Raw genomic sequence first — 15,113 nt, 5'->3', positions numbered from 1 at the left:
CGGGTCATGGCCGGGCCGGCGCCTCCACCGCCGCCGGCCGCTTGAGGGCGAACTCCCAGCCGAGCATCGCGCGCTTGCGCGTCAGGCCCCAGTGGTAGCCGGTCAAAGCGCCGGTCGAGCCCATGGCCCGGTGGCAGGGCACCACGAAGGAGATCGGGTTGCGCCCGACCGCCGCGCCGACCGCCCGGGCGGCCTTCGGGCTGCCGATCTCGGCGGCCAGACGCCCGTAGGTGGTGGCCTCCCCCAACGGCACGGCAAGCAGCCGTTCCCAGACGCGGACCTCGAAGTCCGTGCCGATCAGGACGATGCGCAGGGGCGCCTCGGCGCGCCAGGCGGCGGGTTCGAAGACCCGAGCGATCCAGAGCTTCGCCTCCGCGTCGTCGCGGTGGCTGCGGGCGGCGGGCCAGCGGCCGAGCATGTCGCGGAGAGCGCTCTCGTCGCCGCCGTGCTCGTGGTCCGAGAAGCCGATGCCCGCCAGGCCCCGCTCGGTCCACAGAAGGAGTGTGCGCCCGAAGGGGCCGTCGGCGAAGCCGTAGACGATCTCGAGCCCCGCGCCGCGCTCCTTGTGCGCGCCCGGGCTCATGGCCTCGAATCGCACGAAGAGGTCGTGAAGCCGCGAGGGACCGCTGAGGCCCACCTCGTGCGCGGCGTCGAGGAGCGGAAGGCCCTGGCCGAGCAGGCGCCGCGCGTGGTCGATCGTCACCGCCTGGAGGAAGGCCTTGGGGCTGAGGCCGGCCCAGCGGCGGAACACGGCCTCGAGATGCGCCTCGTCGACCCGCAACGCGCTCGCGGTCTCGGCGAGCGTCGGCTGGCGGCGATAGCGCTCGGAGGTGAATTCCAGCGTACGGCGGACGATCTCGTAGTCGTCCTGCGGGGCGAGCGCCTCCAGCGGCGTGCCGGCGGCCGGGTCGGGAAACTGGAGCGTCATGGGCGGAGCCCTCGTTGCGAACGGTGTCCTATGACTATGCTCGCGCGGCCGTGCGTGCCGCCACCCGTTTTCCCTCAGGCCCGCGCCGGCACGAAGCGCGGCAGGAGAAGGCCGATCACGAGGCCGCCCATGACGAGCGCGGCGGCGGCGAGCTTCCAGGACTGCAGCGGCTCGCCCAGGAGCAGCGTCGAGGCGCCCATGCCGAAGACCGGCACGAGCAGCGCCATGGGCGTGACGAGCGCGGCGGGATGGCGCGACAGGAGCCAGCCCCAGGCCGAGTAGCCGAAGAGCGTGTTGCCGACCGTCTGCCAGAGCAGCGCGCCCCAGTCGCCCAGACCGGCCGTCGCGATGCTCGAGCCGACGATCCGCGGGCCTTCGAACAGGAGGGCGAGCGCGAAGAGGGGCGGGGCGGAGAAGAGGCTCGACCAGACCACGAAGTACAGGAGGTTCGCGATCCGCGCCTGCTTGGCGACGATGTTGCCGCAGGCCCAGCAAAAGGCACCGAGCACGCAGAGAAACAGGCCGAGCGGCGTCGTCGCGCCGTCGGTGTGTCGCGCGATCACCGCGATGCCGGAGGCCGCCAGGAGCAGCGCGCCGATCTGGTAGAGGCGCACCCGCTCGCCCGAGATGGCGAGCGCCAGCCCGATCGTGAAGAAGACCTGGCACTGGAGCACGAGCGAGGCGAGGCCGGGCGAGATGTGGCCCTGCATGGCGAACAGCAGGAGCGCGAACTGGCCCGAGCCGATCAGCAGGCCGTAGGCCGCCAGCACGCGCCAGGGAACGCGCGGGCGCGGCACGAGGAAGGCGAGCGGCAGGGCCGCCAGCGTGAAGCGCAGCGCGCCGAACAGGAAGGGCGGCCAGTGATCGAGGCCGACGCGGATCACCACGAAGTTGGTGCCCCAGATGCCCACCACCAGAAGCGCGAGAAGGATGTGGGCGAGGGGCAGGCTGGCGCGCGCGGTCATGGCCCCGCTTCTGGCAGATCGGGACCGGGAAGGCGAGGGCGAGCGACGCCCCCTCCGGCCTCAGCCGCGCTTGGCCTCGGCCAAGGCCTGCCCGAAGGCTTCCGCGAAGCTTTCCCGGTCGACCGGGTTCAGGAAGGCGCCGATCTCGGTGGTGCGGCCCCGGCCGGTGACGGCCATGCGGGTGACGCCGATCTCCTCGTGCCGGTCGACATGGAAGCGCGTCCAGAACGGGTTGTAGCGCGCCTCGCGGATCTGCCCGCCGGGCGAGATCTTGCGGATGGCGAGCTCGGTGCGCGAGACGCGCACCTCTTCTCGCGCCCGCGCCGAGCGGTAGCTCGCCCGGAAGGCCAGCCACAGGAGGAAGACGTCGAGCCCGAAGAAGCCCATGATCGGCCAGGCGCCGTTCGACACGAAGACGATGCCGGACACGAGGCTGGCCAGTCCGACGAGCAGCATCACCGTGTTGAAGCCGCGCCGCCCGAGCGAGCGGTAGGGCGTCAGCATCGCCTCGAAGAGCGGCCGGTCGGCCGCGATCATCTCGTCCGCCGTGTCGGAGGGGGGGAAGCCGGGGGTCACGGGCCTTGCCTCGCTTGCCAAGATTCGCTTCATAGCCGCCGACCCAACAGACCTGGACCGGAGGCGGTTTCGTGACACAAGCGCCCCCCGATCCCGAACGCAAGGGCACGAGGCGCCGCGCGTCCAAGGGTAGCACCGCAGCCGCCTCCGGAAAGACGCCGGCCGCCAAGACGACGCCGGCGGGCCGCAAGGCGGGCATGAAAGCGGCTACGGCCACCGGCGGCCGGGCGCGGCGCACCCATCCGTCCATTCCCTACACGGCGGACGAGGTGGCCGAGATCTTTCGGCGCTTCGCCATGCAGCGTCCGCACCCGACCTCGGAGCTGGAGCACGTGAACACGTTCACGCTGCTCGTCGCCGTGGTGCTCTCGGCCCAGATGACGGACATGGGCGTGAACCGCGCGACGCGCGAGCTCTTCCGAAGGGCCGACAACCCCGCCGCCATGGCCGCGCTCGGCGAGGATACGATCCGCGAGATCATCCGCAACGTCGGCTTCTTCCGAACCAAGGCGCGCAACGTGCAGCGCCTGTCGGAGATCCTGCGCGACCAGCATGGCGGCGAGGTGCCGGAGGACCGCGCGAGCCTCGAGGCGTTGCCGGGCGTCGGGCGAAAGACGGCGAGCGTCATCCTCAACACCGCCTTCGGCCGCGAGACGCTGGCGGTCGACACGCATATCCTGCGTCTGGGCAACCGGCTGAAGCTCGCGCCGGGCAAGACGCCGGAGCAGGTGGAGGAGGGGTTCCTCCGCATCATCCCGGACGGCTTCCTGCGCCACGCCCATCACTGGCTCATCCTGCACGGGCGTTTCGTGTGCAAGGCGCGAAAGCCCGATTGTCCATCCTGCATCATCGCCGACCTTTGCCGCGCGGACGAGCGCTGGTGCGAGGTGCCCGCGCCCCTCGTCACGCTTCCCGACGCCCCGCCGGGCCCCCAGCCCCTGCCGCCGGGCGCGAAGCGTCCGGGCTGCTAGCCGGAGGCAGGCGCCCGGACGCCTCAGCCGCGAGGAGCAGATTGTCGCGCCGGGCGATGCGGCCGTGCAGGCGCACCATCAGCGAGGCGGCGAAGAGCGGCGTCAGGAGGTTCAGGACCGGCACCGCCAGAAAGGCGGCGAGAAGAAGGCCCGCCAGGAACACCGTCGCGCCGTTGCGCGCGCGCATCGTCCGGACGGCCTCCTCGGAATGGTACCGCAGCGCCGCGAACTCGAAATACTCGCGCCCCAGCAGGTAGCCGTTGATCACGAAGAAGGCACCCAGATTGACCACCGGCACGAGAAGGAGCGCGAAGGCAAGGAGATTTCCCAGGATCACGATGCCGAAGAAGCGCAGCGACAGCGTGATGCCGCGAACGAGGGGAAGCGCCCGGCCGGGCGGCAGGCCCGCCTCGCGCTCCACGACCTCGGCCGCGTCGTCGAGGAAGAGCCCCGCGATCACCGCGCTGACCGGGGCGATCAGGAAGGCGAGGAGCAGCGCGAGGAGGAGCCCCGCCGCGAAGGCCGCGAAGCCCTGCGCATTGTCGATCCAGGCCGGCATGTCGGGCGAGAAGCCTGCGAAGAAGGGGATGACCTCGCTGGCGAACAGCCAGCGCACGCCGAACCAGAGCGCGACGAGGACGAGCGCCGTCAGGCCGAGCACCTTCCAGAAGACGCCGCGGAGCTCGGGCCGGAACAGGTCGCGAAGGGCCTGGAGGGCGCTCGTCAGGATCATCGGTCGCAAAGCCTCGCGTGGTTGCCGGAACGGGAGGTGGGAGGCTTGCGGCCGCGCGGCAAGCCGGCGTGTTTCGGGTTTGATGCGGCGGCGCGCTCCTGTAGAGCGGAAGGGCTCGTTTCCAGCGTCGGCGCCCGTCCCCTTCCAGTCCTCAGGAACCCGCCCTTGACCCCCACCTTCGACCTCCTGACGATCGGCAATGCGATCGTCGACATCCTGGCGCGCACCGAGGACGGCTTTCTCGCCGACCACGCGATCGAGAAGGGGGCGATGACGCTGGTGGACGCGGAGCGGGCCGCCGCGATCTACGGGGCCATGGGACCCGCGATTGAGATGTCGGGCGGCTCGGCCGGCAACACGGTGGCGGGGCTGGTCTCGCTGGGCGGCACGGGCGCCTATATCGGCAAGGTCGCCGAGGACCAACTGGGGGCGATCTTCGCGCACGACATCCGCGCGCTGGGCGTGCGCTACGGCACGGCGCCGCTCGAGACCGGCGGCCCGCCTACCGCCCGCTCCATGATCCTCGTCACGCCGGACGGCGAGCGTTCCATGAACACGCATCTGGGCGCCTGCACCGAGCTCGGCCCCGCGGACATCGACGAGGAAACCGTGGCGGGGGCCCGCGTCACCTATTTCGAGGGCTACCTCTGGGACCCGCCGCGCGCCAAGGACGCGATCCTGCGCGCGGCGGGCTTTGCCCACGCGCACGGACGCGAGGTCGCGATGACCCTGTCCGACGCCTTCTGCGTCCACCGCTACCGGCCGGAATTCCTCGACCTCATGCGCTCGGGAACCGTCGACATCGTGTTCTCCAACGAGGCCGAGGCGCTGGCGCTCTACGAGACCGGCGACCTCGACGAGGCCGTGCGGCGCATGGGCGAGGATACGCGGCGCATCGCGATCGTCACGCGCGGGCCCGAGGGCTGCACCGTCGTCGAGGGCGGGCGGGCCACCCGTCACCCCGCCACCCGGGTCGATCCGGTGGTCGACACGACCGGGGCGGGCGACCTCTTCGCGGCGGGCTTCCTGCGGGGCTACACGGCCGGTCTCGACCACGCCCGTTCGGCCCGCCTCGGCGCGGTCGCGGCGGGCCACATCATCGGCCAGATCGGGCCCCGCCCGCAGGTTCCGCTGCGCGACCTGCCGGCCGCGCGCGCCGTGTGGGAGGAGGCATAGGCTGCTGTCCGCCCAGGCTCGAGAAAGCCGTCTTCCATGCGGATATGTCGGTTCATGGATGCCATGCGATGCCCACCCGCTCCTTTGCTATCGGTATCGGGGGAAAGGGGGGGGGGCGTTCGGCTCGGCGGTCGGCGCCTCGCGCGGCGGCCGAACAACGGGAATCCGTTGTCTGGCCGATGCGTGGGGCCGGATCGTCGCCATCGCCCCGACGCCGGGCAACATCGCCGACATCGCCATGGCCCTGCCGATTCCGGAGGCGATGAGGCCAACGCGGCGCCTCATCGCCGACAAAGCCTGCGAGGCCGACGGGCTACGGACCTGGCTTGTCGAACGCCCCCTCGAGCCGGTCATTCCAGGACGGGCCGCCCGCAATGGGGTCTGCCCGCTGGATTCGAGGGCCTAGCGCCGCCGCAACGTCATCGAACGCCCGCTCGGCCATCTCGCCGCCATCGCCCCGGTCGCGACCGTAACTCAATGGCTTGCGTGAGCTCCCACCTAGGAGTGCTGTGTCCCCAAACAGAAAACCAGCGTCCGAACGGATCCGACTACGAGGGCAAAAGGCTAAAAGCTGCAATCACGAGAAAAGTGGTGCCGCTTAGGTGACTCGAACACCTGACCCCATCATTACGAATGATGTGGCACACCTTCGAATCCGAAATCGAATCCGTACCGGGGATTAACCTAAGAGGCTGAAAGGTCTACGAAACCGTAGTTTGCGGCGGCATCAGTGTCAAAGTCGCCCTATTCTCAGGAACGAAGACGATTTGCCCCCATTTGCCCCCGCGTGCGGATTCGAAATGGCCAAAAAGGCGCTCACTGAGACGTTCCTGAAGAAGGTGGTGCGAGGGGATCCCACCCTCGAGAAGCGGGCGGAGCACGGTGACACTCAGGTCCCGGAACTGACGCTGCGCGTGAACAAGACGTCCGCGACCTGGAAGGTCCGGAAGACGGTTGGTGCCCGGAAGCTCGACGAGACGATCGGCAATGCGGAGACGCTCAACGTCGAGAACGCTCGGCGGGTCGCGAGGGCGGCCGTCTCTCACTTCGAGGCAGGGTACGGCATCGACGGTCGGTGGCTCGAGACGCAGAGAATCGAACTCGGGCTGCAGCACGACCCACGGCCGGACAAATCCATGAAGCGGGTCCGCCCGAAGACCTGGCTCTTCGAAGAGGCTGTCGCCGAATACCTGAAGGATCTCGAGAAAACGAAGAAGCCGGGCACGGTCACGAACTATCGTGAGACGTTGGCCAACCCTGCCTGCCGGAAGCACTTTTACGGCAGGGCCGTCGCGGAAATCGATGCGAGATACGCGCAGACTGTCATCCAGGAGAAGGCCAAGGACCATTCCACGATGGCCGAACACCTTGTGCGGGTCCTGAAGCCCTTCTGGACGTGGATGTACCGGTGGCGACCGAATGAGTCAGGGGTGACCAGTCGCGTGATGCTCGACCTGTGGACGCCGCCTCGGCCAAGGGACAGGAAGGTCGGTGCGCATATCAAACGGCCGGGTCTGCAGAAGGTCGGCAACATGGTGGCGATCTGCCGTACTCCCGGCATTGTACATCCAACCATCGCAATGGCAATCGAGGCATGCATCCTGACCGCACAAAGGCGAGAGACGATCTGCAGTGCTCGCGTCGAGGACGTCGCCCTGCATAGCGACGTCGAGCCGCCCAACTGGACGATCCCTGAATCCTCTATCAAGGGGAACATGGAACATGCTGTCCCGCTTGTCGGGCGTGCTCTGGATCTATTCGCTGAGGCCGTCCGATCGGCGAGGGAGGAGGGTTCAGAATGGGTGTTCCCGCAGATCCGGGAGAGCAAGCGCGGAGCCGGTCTGAAGCACATGAGCAAGAGCACGCTCACGCACGCCATGTCGGACGCCGCCGGTTTCTCGCCCCATCGCATCAGAATCGAGTTCGAGGCGATGTGCCAGGACATCGAGAAGCGGAAGCCCCACCCCGATCCTAAAGGAGGTGAGGAGATGGCAGCGGTGATCCTCGATCACGTCGAAGGCCGGACTTCGACGACCGCGGTGCACTACGGCGCAGACAAACGGCTGGGTCTCAAGATCGGGATCATCAGCCACTGGGAACCGAGGATGGAGCCGTACGTCGAAGCTGCTCTTCAGGAACTCGACGTAGAGGCGACCAAGGCGAGGATCCGGGAGGCTATAAAGAGCCGACAGAAGACACCTAAGAAGTCGGAACGCCGGCGACACAAGGAAGCGATGGACAAGATCGGTGCTAGGATGGACGCCGAGCGTCAGGCCGCGGACGAGGACCAGGCGATCATCCGACAGACCCTAGAGGATCACCGGACGGGCCATGTGGATGACGCGGTCGCACTCAAGAGGTTGGGCCTGGACGACATGGAGCACCTGATCGCGCACCGCATTCTCGCCGGTCATGACATCTCCGAGCGCGCAGACCTCGCCGGTATCGTCGCCAACGCGAAGCGACGTTGGAAGATCGTCCGGCAGGCATGGGCAGCTCGGGAGCAGGGGCTACCCCTGCCAAAGCTTAAAGCCGCAGAGTAATCATCTGAACGACGAAAGCCAACATAAGGACTCCCATAGCGACTGTTCTACAGACGGTTCAGACGCATCGTAGTTTAATCAATACGAGAATTTTCAACCCATCGTATGTTTTCAGGGTTTCTAACTCGACCGAAAGTGGGCTCGTGGGCTCGTGGGCTCGTGGGCTCGTGGGCTCGTGGGCTCGTGGGCTCGTGGGGACTGGCAGCTTTGCGCCCATGCCGGTCGTTCGCCTTGGACTTTCGACCTCCCGGAAGCGGACATCGAGTCAGCCATGCACGATTTCGCTCAACCATTAAGGTGACTTGGGGCCATGCTCGAGAGCGACCATGGCTCGGTCCACTTTGGGTAGTCTTTTTGCCTTCGGTCTTTTTTACGTGTCGTACGCATGGTCGGAAGACCGCGAATCGCTTAGTCGGCGAGAAGCACACTCAAACGGTACCGGTGAACGTGCGACTGACAAATCCGAAGGAAAGGCGAAGACTTGGCCGCGTTCTGCCTGTCGGGTATCAGGAACGCCCGCGGGGTAGGCGGACCTTCGTTCAGCTGGCTGCTGAAACCACAAAAATACAGAAGCAGTCACTCGCCCGCCGTAGGCGCTTCCTGGAACCGGACATCTATCAATCTGGATTGTCCTTTCGGTAGACGTCGCACGCTGGAACAGGCCGAACGACTGAGAAGCGCGCGCGCTGGCTTACGGTCGGTCAGGCTGCTCTCGACCCCAGGTTAGATGGCAGCTAGCGTGGTGCCATGGCGACGGAAACCGACATCCGACTCAGAAGCTGGCTCGATGCCAATCAGCGCGACCGCGAGCAGATGTGCCGGGCGGTGCTTGCGCTCGACCAACACTATACGGATGTGCGGCCGAGGCATCCCTCCGGCGGCCCGGATGGCGGGCGCGACATCGAGGCGGTCTACGATAGCAGTCGCGCCGCCTACGGCGCGGTCGGGTTCCACAACGGGGCGAACGATTCCGACGAGCAGAAGAAGCGCATCCGCGCGAAGTTCACCAGCGATCTGGAATCGGCACTGAAGGCCAAGTCCGATCTCAAGGTGTTCGCCTTTCTGACGAATGTTCATCTCACGATGGGCGAGCAGTCCGAAATGAAGGAGGAGGCGCGCAAGGGCGGGATCCAGCACTGCGACATCCTCGACCGGGAGCGGCTGCGGATCGAACTCGACTCGCCCGCCGGTTTCTTCATCCGCTTCCAGCATCTCAGCATCCCTCTCTCCGAAGCCGAGCAGGCGAGCTTCCTGGCCCGCTACGGCGACCGAATCCAGGAGGTCGTCTCGACCGGCTTCCAGCGGATCGAACGCACGCTCAATCGCATCCTGTTCCTGCAGGAGGCGACTGACGTGCTCAGCGGCATCTACGTGCGCTTCCGGCTCAAGGAGAGCTATGCAGCCACAGACATCGGGCACTTCAGAGCGTTTGTCAGCCTGTATTTGCGCGCGATCACTCACGACATCCTGGGTATCTGGTTCGGCTCGACCGACAAGCCCGACCGTTTCCGCGATGAAATTCCACTGAAACGGGACGTTCCCGGGATCGCCGCCGGCATCGCCACGGGCCAGTGGGAGAAGCATGTGCGACTTCCTCAACATGGCGAGGATGATGATGGCGACCCGGAGGCTACAGAGGACACGACGAACGCTCTGGACAGCACAAGCTCATACGAAACCGACGACGATCACCTTAATCTTGTCGGCGGCGGAAGCTCGATCGGGTTGGATCCTGTTCCGGCAATCACCGTCCACTATACCCACGACGACGCGCTGATCCGGTTTCGGCCGCGCATTCAGCTGCGCGACCTCGACGATTGTTCGCTCCTGCCCCTGATGAACCTGTCGCTTGCCGAAAAGATTGACACGATTGAGGTGCTAGCGAACGGCTACAAGCTCGCGCACATTGGTCCGGAGGACTTCAAGATCGACCGATCTGCCTTCAAAAGTGAAATCGACCAGTCCTTCTCCACCGAAGAGCTCGCCGATCCCTGGGTCCGCCTTCGACCCGCGGGATTGTCTTCAGCCTTTCATTTGCGGTTCACGTATAACACGCCGAAAAGGCTGTTCGGACACCAGGAAACCACGGACCTCCTGGACAAGAACATGCGGTAAGCACGCTGAGCAACTGGGTCGTCGATGAGAGGGCGGGTGCGCATTTCGTGCTTCTTCACTGCAGCTGCCGTTTAAGTCGACGTGTTTTTAGCGAATTATTCTGCTTGCGATCCGGCATAATATTGACCCGACTTCATGAGGATTATCGGTCGAGCACTTGAGAAGGGCCGCCCGTAACCCGTGAAAGCTCGATTTTTCGTGAACGTAGCTGGTCGCATCATGAAATGTCGTCCAATATTCTACTTGAGTTCCAGGGGATAATGGCGCGATGATTCCAGATGACGATGCTCCGGCGACCCTAGCGCATTCCGCGGCCGATTCAGCACTCGGCTTCTATTACCAGACCTTCTTCGCTCTGCTGATGCTTCTTAACCAGACCGCCGACGACGCCGCAGTCGCCGTTGAGCGGCTCGACGACGTCGAGATCAAGGCCGACGGCCATCTGCTCCTCTACCAGCTTAAGCATTCGATCAGCGCCACGCCGCCCGACATCACTTTGAAGTCGAGAGCGTTGTGGAAAACGTTGAAGCTCTGGGTCGATCTCCTCCCGTCCGTGACGCTGGCGGACACAAGCTTTCACCTCATCGCCGTCGGCGCCATCGCCGCGGACAGCCCGCTGACAGCGCTGCTGGCAGACGGTTCTGATCGGAACGACCTCGTCGCCGCGCTCGTGGTCGAAGCGCAGCGCGTCGTGGACGCCCGCGCAGCGGCCAAAAAGCTGAGCAAAGCGCTGCCGCACGCCGACCGTGCCCCGGGATGCACCGCCCTCCTCGCGCTCAGCGACACCGATCGGATCAATCTGATCCGGCGCTGCCGGATCGTGCCTGGCAGTGCGGCGATCGACAAGATCGAGCCGATGATTGCCGACCATCTCGGGCTCCTACCCGCCGGCCAGCGACCGATGGTCGCGCAGCAACTCGTTCAGTGGTGGGACCGCCAGATCGTCCAGTCGCTGTGCGGGCTGCGCGACCGCGCCGTCTCGCGGCCCGAGCTGCAGCACCAGATCATGACGATCGTCGCTGACATCGAGCAGGGCAAATTGTCGGCCGACTTCGAGACGGTCGCCAACCCACGTGACTATCAGCCCGACGGCATGCTCGCGCGCCAGATCGAGCTCGTCGACGGCAAGTCCTCGGACATCGACCGCGCGATCCGCGAAGAATGGCGTGCACGCGAACAGCGCGCCAGATGGGTCAGCGACAATCCGGCGATGAGGAGCCGGATCGGCGAATATGACGACATCCTTAAGGAAGCCTGGTTGGACGAGCACCGACAGATGGCCGAGGACTGCTGCGACCTCGACGAGGTGGCGAAGCGGTTATCTGGGCTGAAGGTCCTCCGGTGGAGCCATGAAGGCGCTCACAAGAGCGTCCAGCCCATCGCCGTAGGTTGGGCCGCCCCTTACTATGTGCGCGGCACCTATCAGGTCCTAGCCATCAACCGTGCGGTTGGTTGGCATCCGGATTATCTCAATTTGCTGAAGGACCCGGAATGATCGTTGCCCACGACATATATTCCGAGACCAATCCGGCTTATGGCACCTATGCTCTGACGATGTTCGTCCAGGGGTTCATCGCAGCCAACCGCGCTGGGCCTGAGCTGCCGGTGGCCTATCTCGCGCTTCCGGTCGCGATTTCAGGCGATCTCGCCGCGAGTTTCGACGGCACTAACAGGAACACCGGCCTGCTCGAATGGCTCGATCGCAGCCCACAGATCCAGCTGGGTCTCGCGGACCGAGTCAACCGGTCGATGGAGATCGTCACTGCCGCCGTCCGCCTCGCCTGCTTCACGCAAACCCTGGCGCTGGTAGACGGCGCCCGGCTGCAGGCGGGGACGCAAAAGCTCAAGAAGAGTCCGATCGCCGCCCTGTCCGACGACGCGGCGTACGGGATCAAACGGGCCGAACGCCTAGGATTTTGGTTTGCGACCGCCGGTTCGACCCGATCGGTCTTCGACGCGATGGGTTTGACATTATGAAGCGCTGGAACATCAGCAACATCTTCTTCCTAGGCGTGTCGGGACAGCTCCGTGACGTGCGCTTCGAGGTCGACGAGATGAACATCATCACCGGGGCCTCGGGCACCGGCAAGTCGACCCTTATCAAAGCGATCGACTATTGCCTCGGCTCGAAACGCTGTGAGCTTGCCGCCCATGTCCGCCGGCGCAGCATTGCAGTCGGCGTCAAATGGATCGCCGGTGACGACGAGATGATCATAGGGCGCGTCATCCCGCCTGTCGGTCAGGACACGAGTACCCGAATGTACACGACTTCAGGCCGCAATCTTCGGCTGCCGGCCACGCTTGCCGCGTTCGACGGGGCAACCACCGTCGACGCCGCTAAAAATTTCATCGAGCGCGCGTTCGGGATCGGCGACCTGCCCGGCGAAGCCGACGCCGCGGGCAATGCGCGCGGTCGCGCGACCGTCCGCCATGTCACGCCCTATCTCTTCGTTACCAAGGATGTGATCTACAGCGAGACTGTGCTCCTCCACGGCCTCGAGATTGCTGACAAGGCCCGCGATATCGTCGCGAGCATGCCCTACTTCCTCGGCGCGACCGACGAAGCGACCGCGATGGACGAGCGCCAGCTTCGCCAGCTGCAGCGCGGGCTCGATCGCGAAGAAGCCCGGCTAAAGTCGTGGGTCGCCGCCGAAACCGTCCTCAAGACCCGCGCGTTTGCGCTAGTTACGGAAGCCCATCGCGCGGGGCTTATCTCGGCCGAACCGACTGTCGACGATTCAGAAGACACGTTGCTCATGCTGCTGAAGCTGGCGACCGGCGCCGACCTTGGAGGCGATCCCTATCCCAATGAGAGCGAGCTCGGAGCCCTCCATACGAAACGGCGCACCCTGCTCGACGCGCTCGACGTTGCACGGCGACGTGCGGTTGCTAGTCGCAGCGCCATCCATGAGGCCGCAGGCTTCCAGACCGCGGTCACCCGGCAGCGCGAGAAGCTGATGCTGGGCGAACATCTGCATCTGTCGGATGTCGGCGGTGTATGCCCGGTCTGCGAAGCCCCTTCCGAGACCGGCCGCGACGCCGCCCGTGCGCTCCAGGCAACGCTCACTAAGGTGCGCGACGAGAGCGCTGCGGTCGATCGGGTCCGCCCGAAGCTGGTTGAATATGATCGTGGGCTCACTGAGGAAATTGGTCGCCTCAATCGTGATCTTCGGGAAGTCGACGGGCAAATCCGCAGCTGGCTCAACCAGACCGAGGAGACGCGTCGCCTCGCTGATCTCGGCCAGTTCCGGGCGCACACTATCGGACGGATATCGCTCTTCCTCGAGGCAAGCCAAGACGAACCGCGCCAACCGACCCGCGACCTGTCGGTGCTGCGGACCCAGATCGCCGAGCTCGAGGGCCGGGTGGATCGCGAAGCCAAGGAGATCAAGCTGCGGCGCGCCGAAGCGAAGATCTCGGAGTTTGCCTCAGACGTGTTCAAGGTGCTGCCAACGGTCGATCCGTGCGTCGGGTCGGAGCTCGACTTCTCGTCGCGCAAGCCCGAGATCAGTGTTATCGAAGCCGACGGTGGCGCAATCCTGCGCATGCCCGACGTCGGCTCTGACCAAAACTATCTTGCCATCCACGTCGCTTTGTCGTTCGCACTCCAGCGCTATTTCGAACGGATCGAGGCGCCGGTGCCTGGTCTCCTTGTCCTCGATCAGGTCAGCCGACCCTATTTCCCGACCCGCGGCGAGGACGCCGATGAGCAGGAGATCGAGGGTGGTGAGGAAGACGAGGACATTCAGGCAATGCGCCGGCATATCGATTTCCTGTTCAAGGAAACCGCACGCCGCAAGGGCCTTCAGGTGCTATTAATCGAACACGCCTATTTCGCCGACGATCCGCGCTATGTCGCAGCGACCCGCGAACGCTGGACCAGAGCCTCCAAGAAGGCGCTCATCCCGCTCGACTGGCCAGTGCGCGGCGACTGATCGGACCAACCTCAACGCTCCGTTCCCACGTCGGTGTGTTTTCCTATATCGACAGACAAATTAACGATTTTGGAGATTGGACTTGGCTTGTGCTCGTGGCGCGGCCTCACCGGACACCAATACTCAGCGGCGGCTGTTCGCCGCATCAGGCGGCTACTGTCAGAATCCGGACTGCGTGCGGGAGCTGTTTATCGACGCGGACGGCCAAGCCGTAAACGTTGCCGAAATGGCCCATGTGTTCGCAGCAAATGACGAGGGGCCCCGCGCCAAGCCGGATCTGACTAAGGAGGAAAGGGGAGCCTTCGAGAACCTAATCCTGCTTTGCGCGATCTGCCACACCATGATCGACAAGGCGCCGGATGCCTTTCCCGACACCCGCATCCTCGAATGGAAACGCGAGCACGCCAGGAAGTTAGCGGCGGTGTTTGGTGTCACGAAGTTCCCCGATCGTGTCGCTGCCCGCGAAGCGATCGCTCCGCTGCTGGCCAAGAACCATGCGATCTTCAGTCAGTATGGTCCTCACATTGAGGCTGCGCGCAATCCGGAGAGCGGAGCTGCCCAAACGTGGCGCCGCAAGATGCTCACCGGGATCCTGCCCAACAACAACCGCGTGCTGGCCCAGCTCGACGCGAACCAGCACCTGCTCTCCGGAGAGGAACTCAAAACCGTCGAGGCGTTCCGCCAGCACATCGACGACCTCGAGGCTGTCCACATCGGCGGCGCAAATGAAGATGCAAGCCGCTTCCCGGCGGGCATGCAGACTATTTTGGAGAAATGAACGTGGCCAGCACTGTTACAGATTGGGTCGAGGCCCACGTCGATGATCAATCGGGCTACAAAGTAGTCGGGCGGACGGCAGAGGATTTCCTGAAAATCGATGATGGTAAGGGCAATACCGGCACCGTGGCCGTAATCGGTGCCAAACCGATGGTGGAAGCGGCGGACGTTGCTCCTGTCCTAGCGATGGCAACGAAGCCGAATTTTATCATCAACGTGCCCTCGAGCTCGATCTGGACCGGTGATGCTATCGCTATGGCACAAGACGTGCCCGTGGGCTTTGGAACGTTTGGGGACCTTGGGAAGGCGGTACGAAATGGCGATTTGACCGGCTACCGAAACAAAGAGTTCGCCTTCTTCGAAGACGCGATCGGCCAGCATACCAATGTTAGGG

At 65.0% G+C, this 15,113-nt stretch carries 13 protein-coding genes and 1 tRNA gene; 9 read left to right on the top strand and 5 right to left on the bottom strand.

Annotated elements, in window-relative coordinates:
- Positions 1-4: 4 nt before the first annotated feature.
- The 3 genes from AUL35_RS06910 to AUL35_RS06900 form a co-directional block, all read right to left on the bottom strand.
- Entirely contained in the window at positions 5-928 is a 924-nt protein-coding gene (locus tag AUL35_RS06910) for a bifunctional helix-turn-helix domain-containing protein/methylated-DNA--[protein]-cysteine S-methyltransferase (protein WP_062013397.1), read from the bottom strand.
- Positions 929-1,002: 74 nt separating this feature from the next.
- Entirely contained in the window at positions 1,003-1,893 is an 891-nt protein-coding gene (locus AUL35_RS06905) for an EamA family transporter (protein WP_062013395.1), read from the bottom strand.
- Positions 1,894-1,953: 60 nt separating this feature from the next.
- Positions 1,954-2,430 (bottom strand): DUF2244 domain-containing protein, encoded by a 477-nt coding sequence (locus tag AUL35_RS06900; protein WP_062013438.1) that lies wholly within the window; start codon positions 2,428-2,430, stop codon positions 1,954-1,956.
- Between the two features lie 236 nt (positions 2,431-2,666).
- Here AUL35_RS06900 and nth point away from each other — a divergent pair, with 236 nt between their 5' ends.
- Positions 2,667-3,440 (top strand): endonuclease III, encoded by a 774-nt coding sequence (gene nth / locus AUL35_RS06895; RefSeq protein ID WP_062013436.1) that lies wholly within the window; start codon positions 2,667-2,669, stop codon positions 3,438-3,440.
- On the opposite strand, the gene AUL35_RS06890 is transcribed toward nth, so the two are convergent.
- Positions 3,373-4,173 (bottom strand): sulfate transporter family protein, encoded by an 801-nt coding sequence (locus AUL35_RS06890; protein ID WP_062013393.1) that lies wholly within the window; start codon positions 4,171-4,173, stop codon positions 3,373-3,375. The genes nth and AUL35_RS06890 overlap by 68 nt on opposite strands.
- A 165-nt stretch (positions 4,174-4,338) precedes the next feature.
- Between AUL35_RS06890 and AUL35_RS06885 the strand changes: the two genes are divergently transcribed.
- A complete protein-coding gene (locus AUL35_RS06885) occupies positions 4,339-5,349 on the top strand; it encodes an adenosine kinase (protein ID WP_062013391.1) in 1,011 nt (336 codons plus the stop codon).
- Between the two features lie 589 nt (positions 5,350-5,938).
- On the opposite strand, the gene AUL35_RS22035 is transcribed toward AUL35_RS06885, so the two are convergent.
- Positions 5,939-6,042: transfer RNA gene (locus AUL35_RS22035), tRNA-Thr, on the bottom strand.
- Positions 6,043-6,149: 107 nt separating this feature from the next.
- Here AUL35_RS22035 and AUL35_RS06875 point away from each other — a divergent pair.
- The 7 genes from AUL35_RS06875 to AUL35_RS06845 form a co-directional block, all read left to right on the top strand.
- Complete coding sequence (locus AUL35_RS06875; protein ID WP_062013383.1) at positions 6,150-7,892, top strand: tyrosine-type recombinase/integrase; 1,743 nt, start codon at positions 6,150-6,152, stop codon at positions 7,890-7,892.
- Positions 7,893-8,639: 747 nt separating this feature from the next.
- Complete coding sequence (locus AUL35_RS06870) at positions 8,640-10,007, top strand: hypothetical protein (RefSeq protein ID WP_062013381.1); 1,368 nt, start codon at positions 8,640-8,642, stop codon at positions 10,005-10,007.
- Between the two features lie 268 nt (positions 10,008-10,275).
- The gene (locus tag AUL35_RS06865) at positions 10,276-11,502 is read left to right on the top strand and encodes an ABC-three component system protein (protein ID WP_062013379.1); all 1,227 of its coding nucleotides are present in this window, start codon (positions 10,276-10,278) and stop codon (positions 11,500-11,502) included.
- Positions 11,499-11,984, top strand: a complete 486-nt coding sequence (locus AUL35_RS06860; protein ID WP_062013377.1) for a three component ABC system middle component — start codon at positions 11,499-11,501, stop codon at positions 11,982-11,984. Before AUL35_RS06865 ends, AUL35_RS06860 begins: the two co-directional genes overlap by 4 nt.
- On the top strand, positions 11,981-13,942 hold the full coding sequence (locus AUL35_RS06855) for a DUF3732 domain-containing protein (protein ID WP_062013375.1): 1,962 nt from the start codon (positions 11,981-11,983) through the stop codon (positions 13,940-13,942). Before AUL35_RS06860 ends, AUL35_RS06855 begins: the two co-directional genes overlap by 4 nt.
- A gap of 76 nt (positions 13,943-14,018) precedes the next feature.
- Complete coding sequence (locus AUL35_RS06850; protein ID WP_156417878.1) at positions 14,019-14,720, top strand: hypothetical protein; 702 nt, start codon at positions 14,019-14,021, stop codon at positions 14,718-14,720.
- 2 nt (positions 14,721-14,722) lie between these two features.
- Positions 14,723-15,113 (top strand): hypothetical protein (locus AUL35_RS06845; RefSeq protein WP_156417877.1); only part of this gene is annotated, 391 nt, incomplete at its 3' end.

The sequence above is a fragment of the Aureimonas sp. AU4 genome, from assembly GCF_001463765.1.
In the GTDB taxonomy this organism is placed as follows: Bacteria; Pseudomonadota; Alphaproteobacteria; order Rhizobiales; family Rhizobiaceae; genus Aureimonas.
The sequence above is the reverse complement of the archived record's forward strand: the minus strand, read 5'-3'. Positions and strand labels throughout refer to the sequence as shown.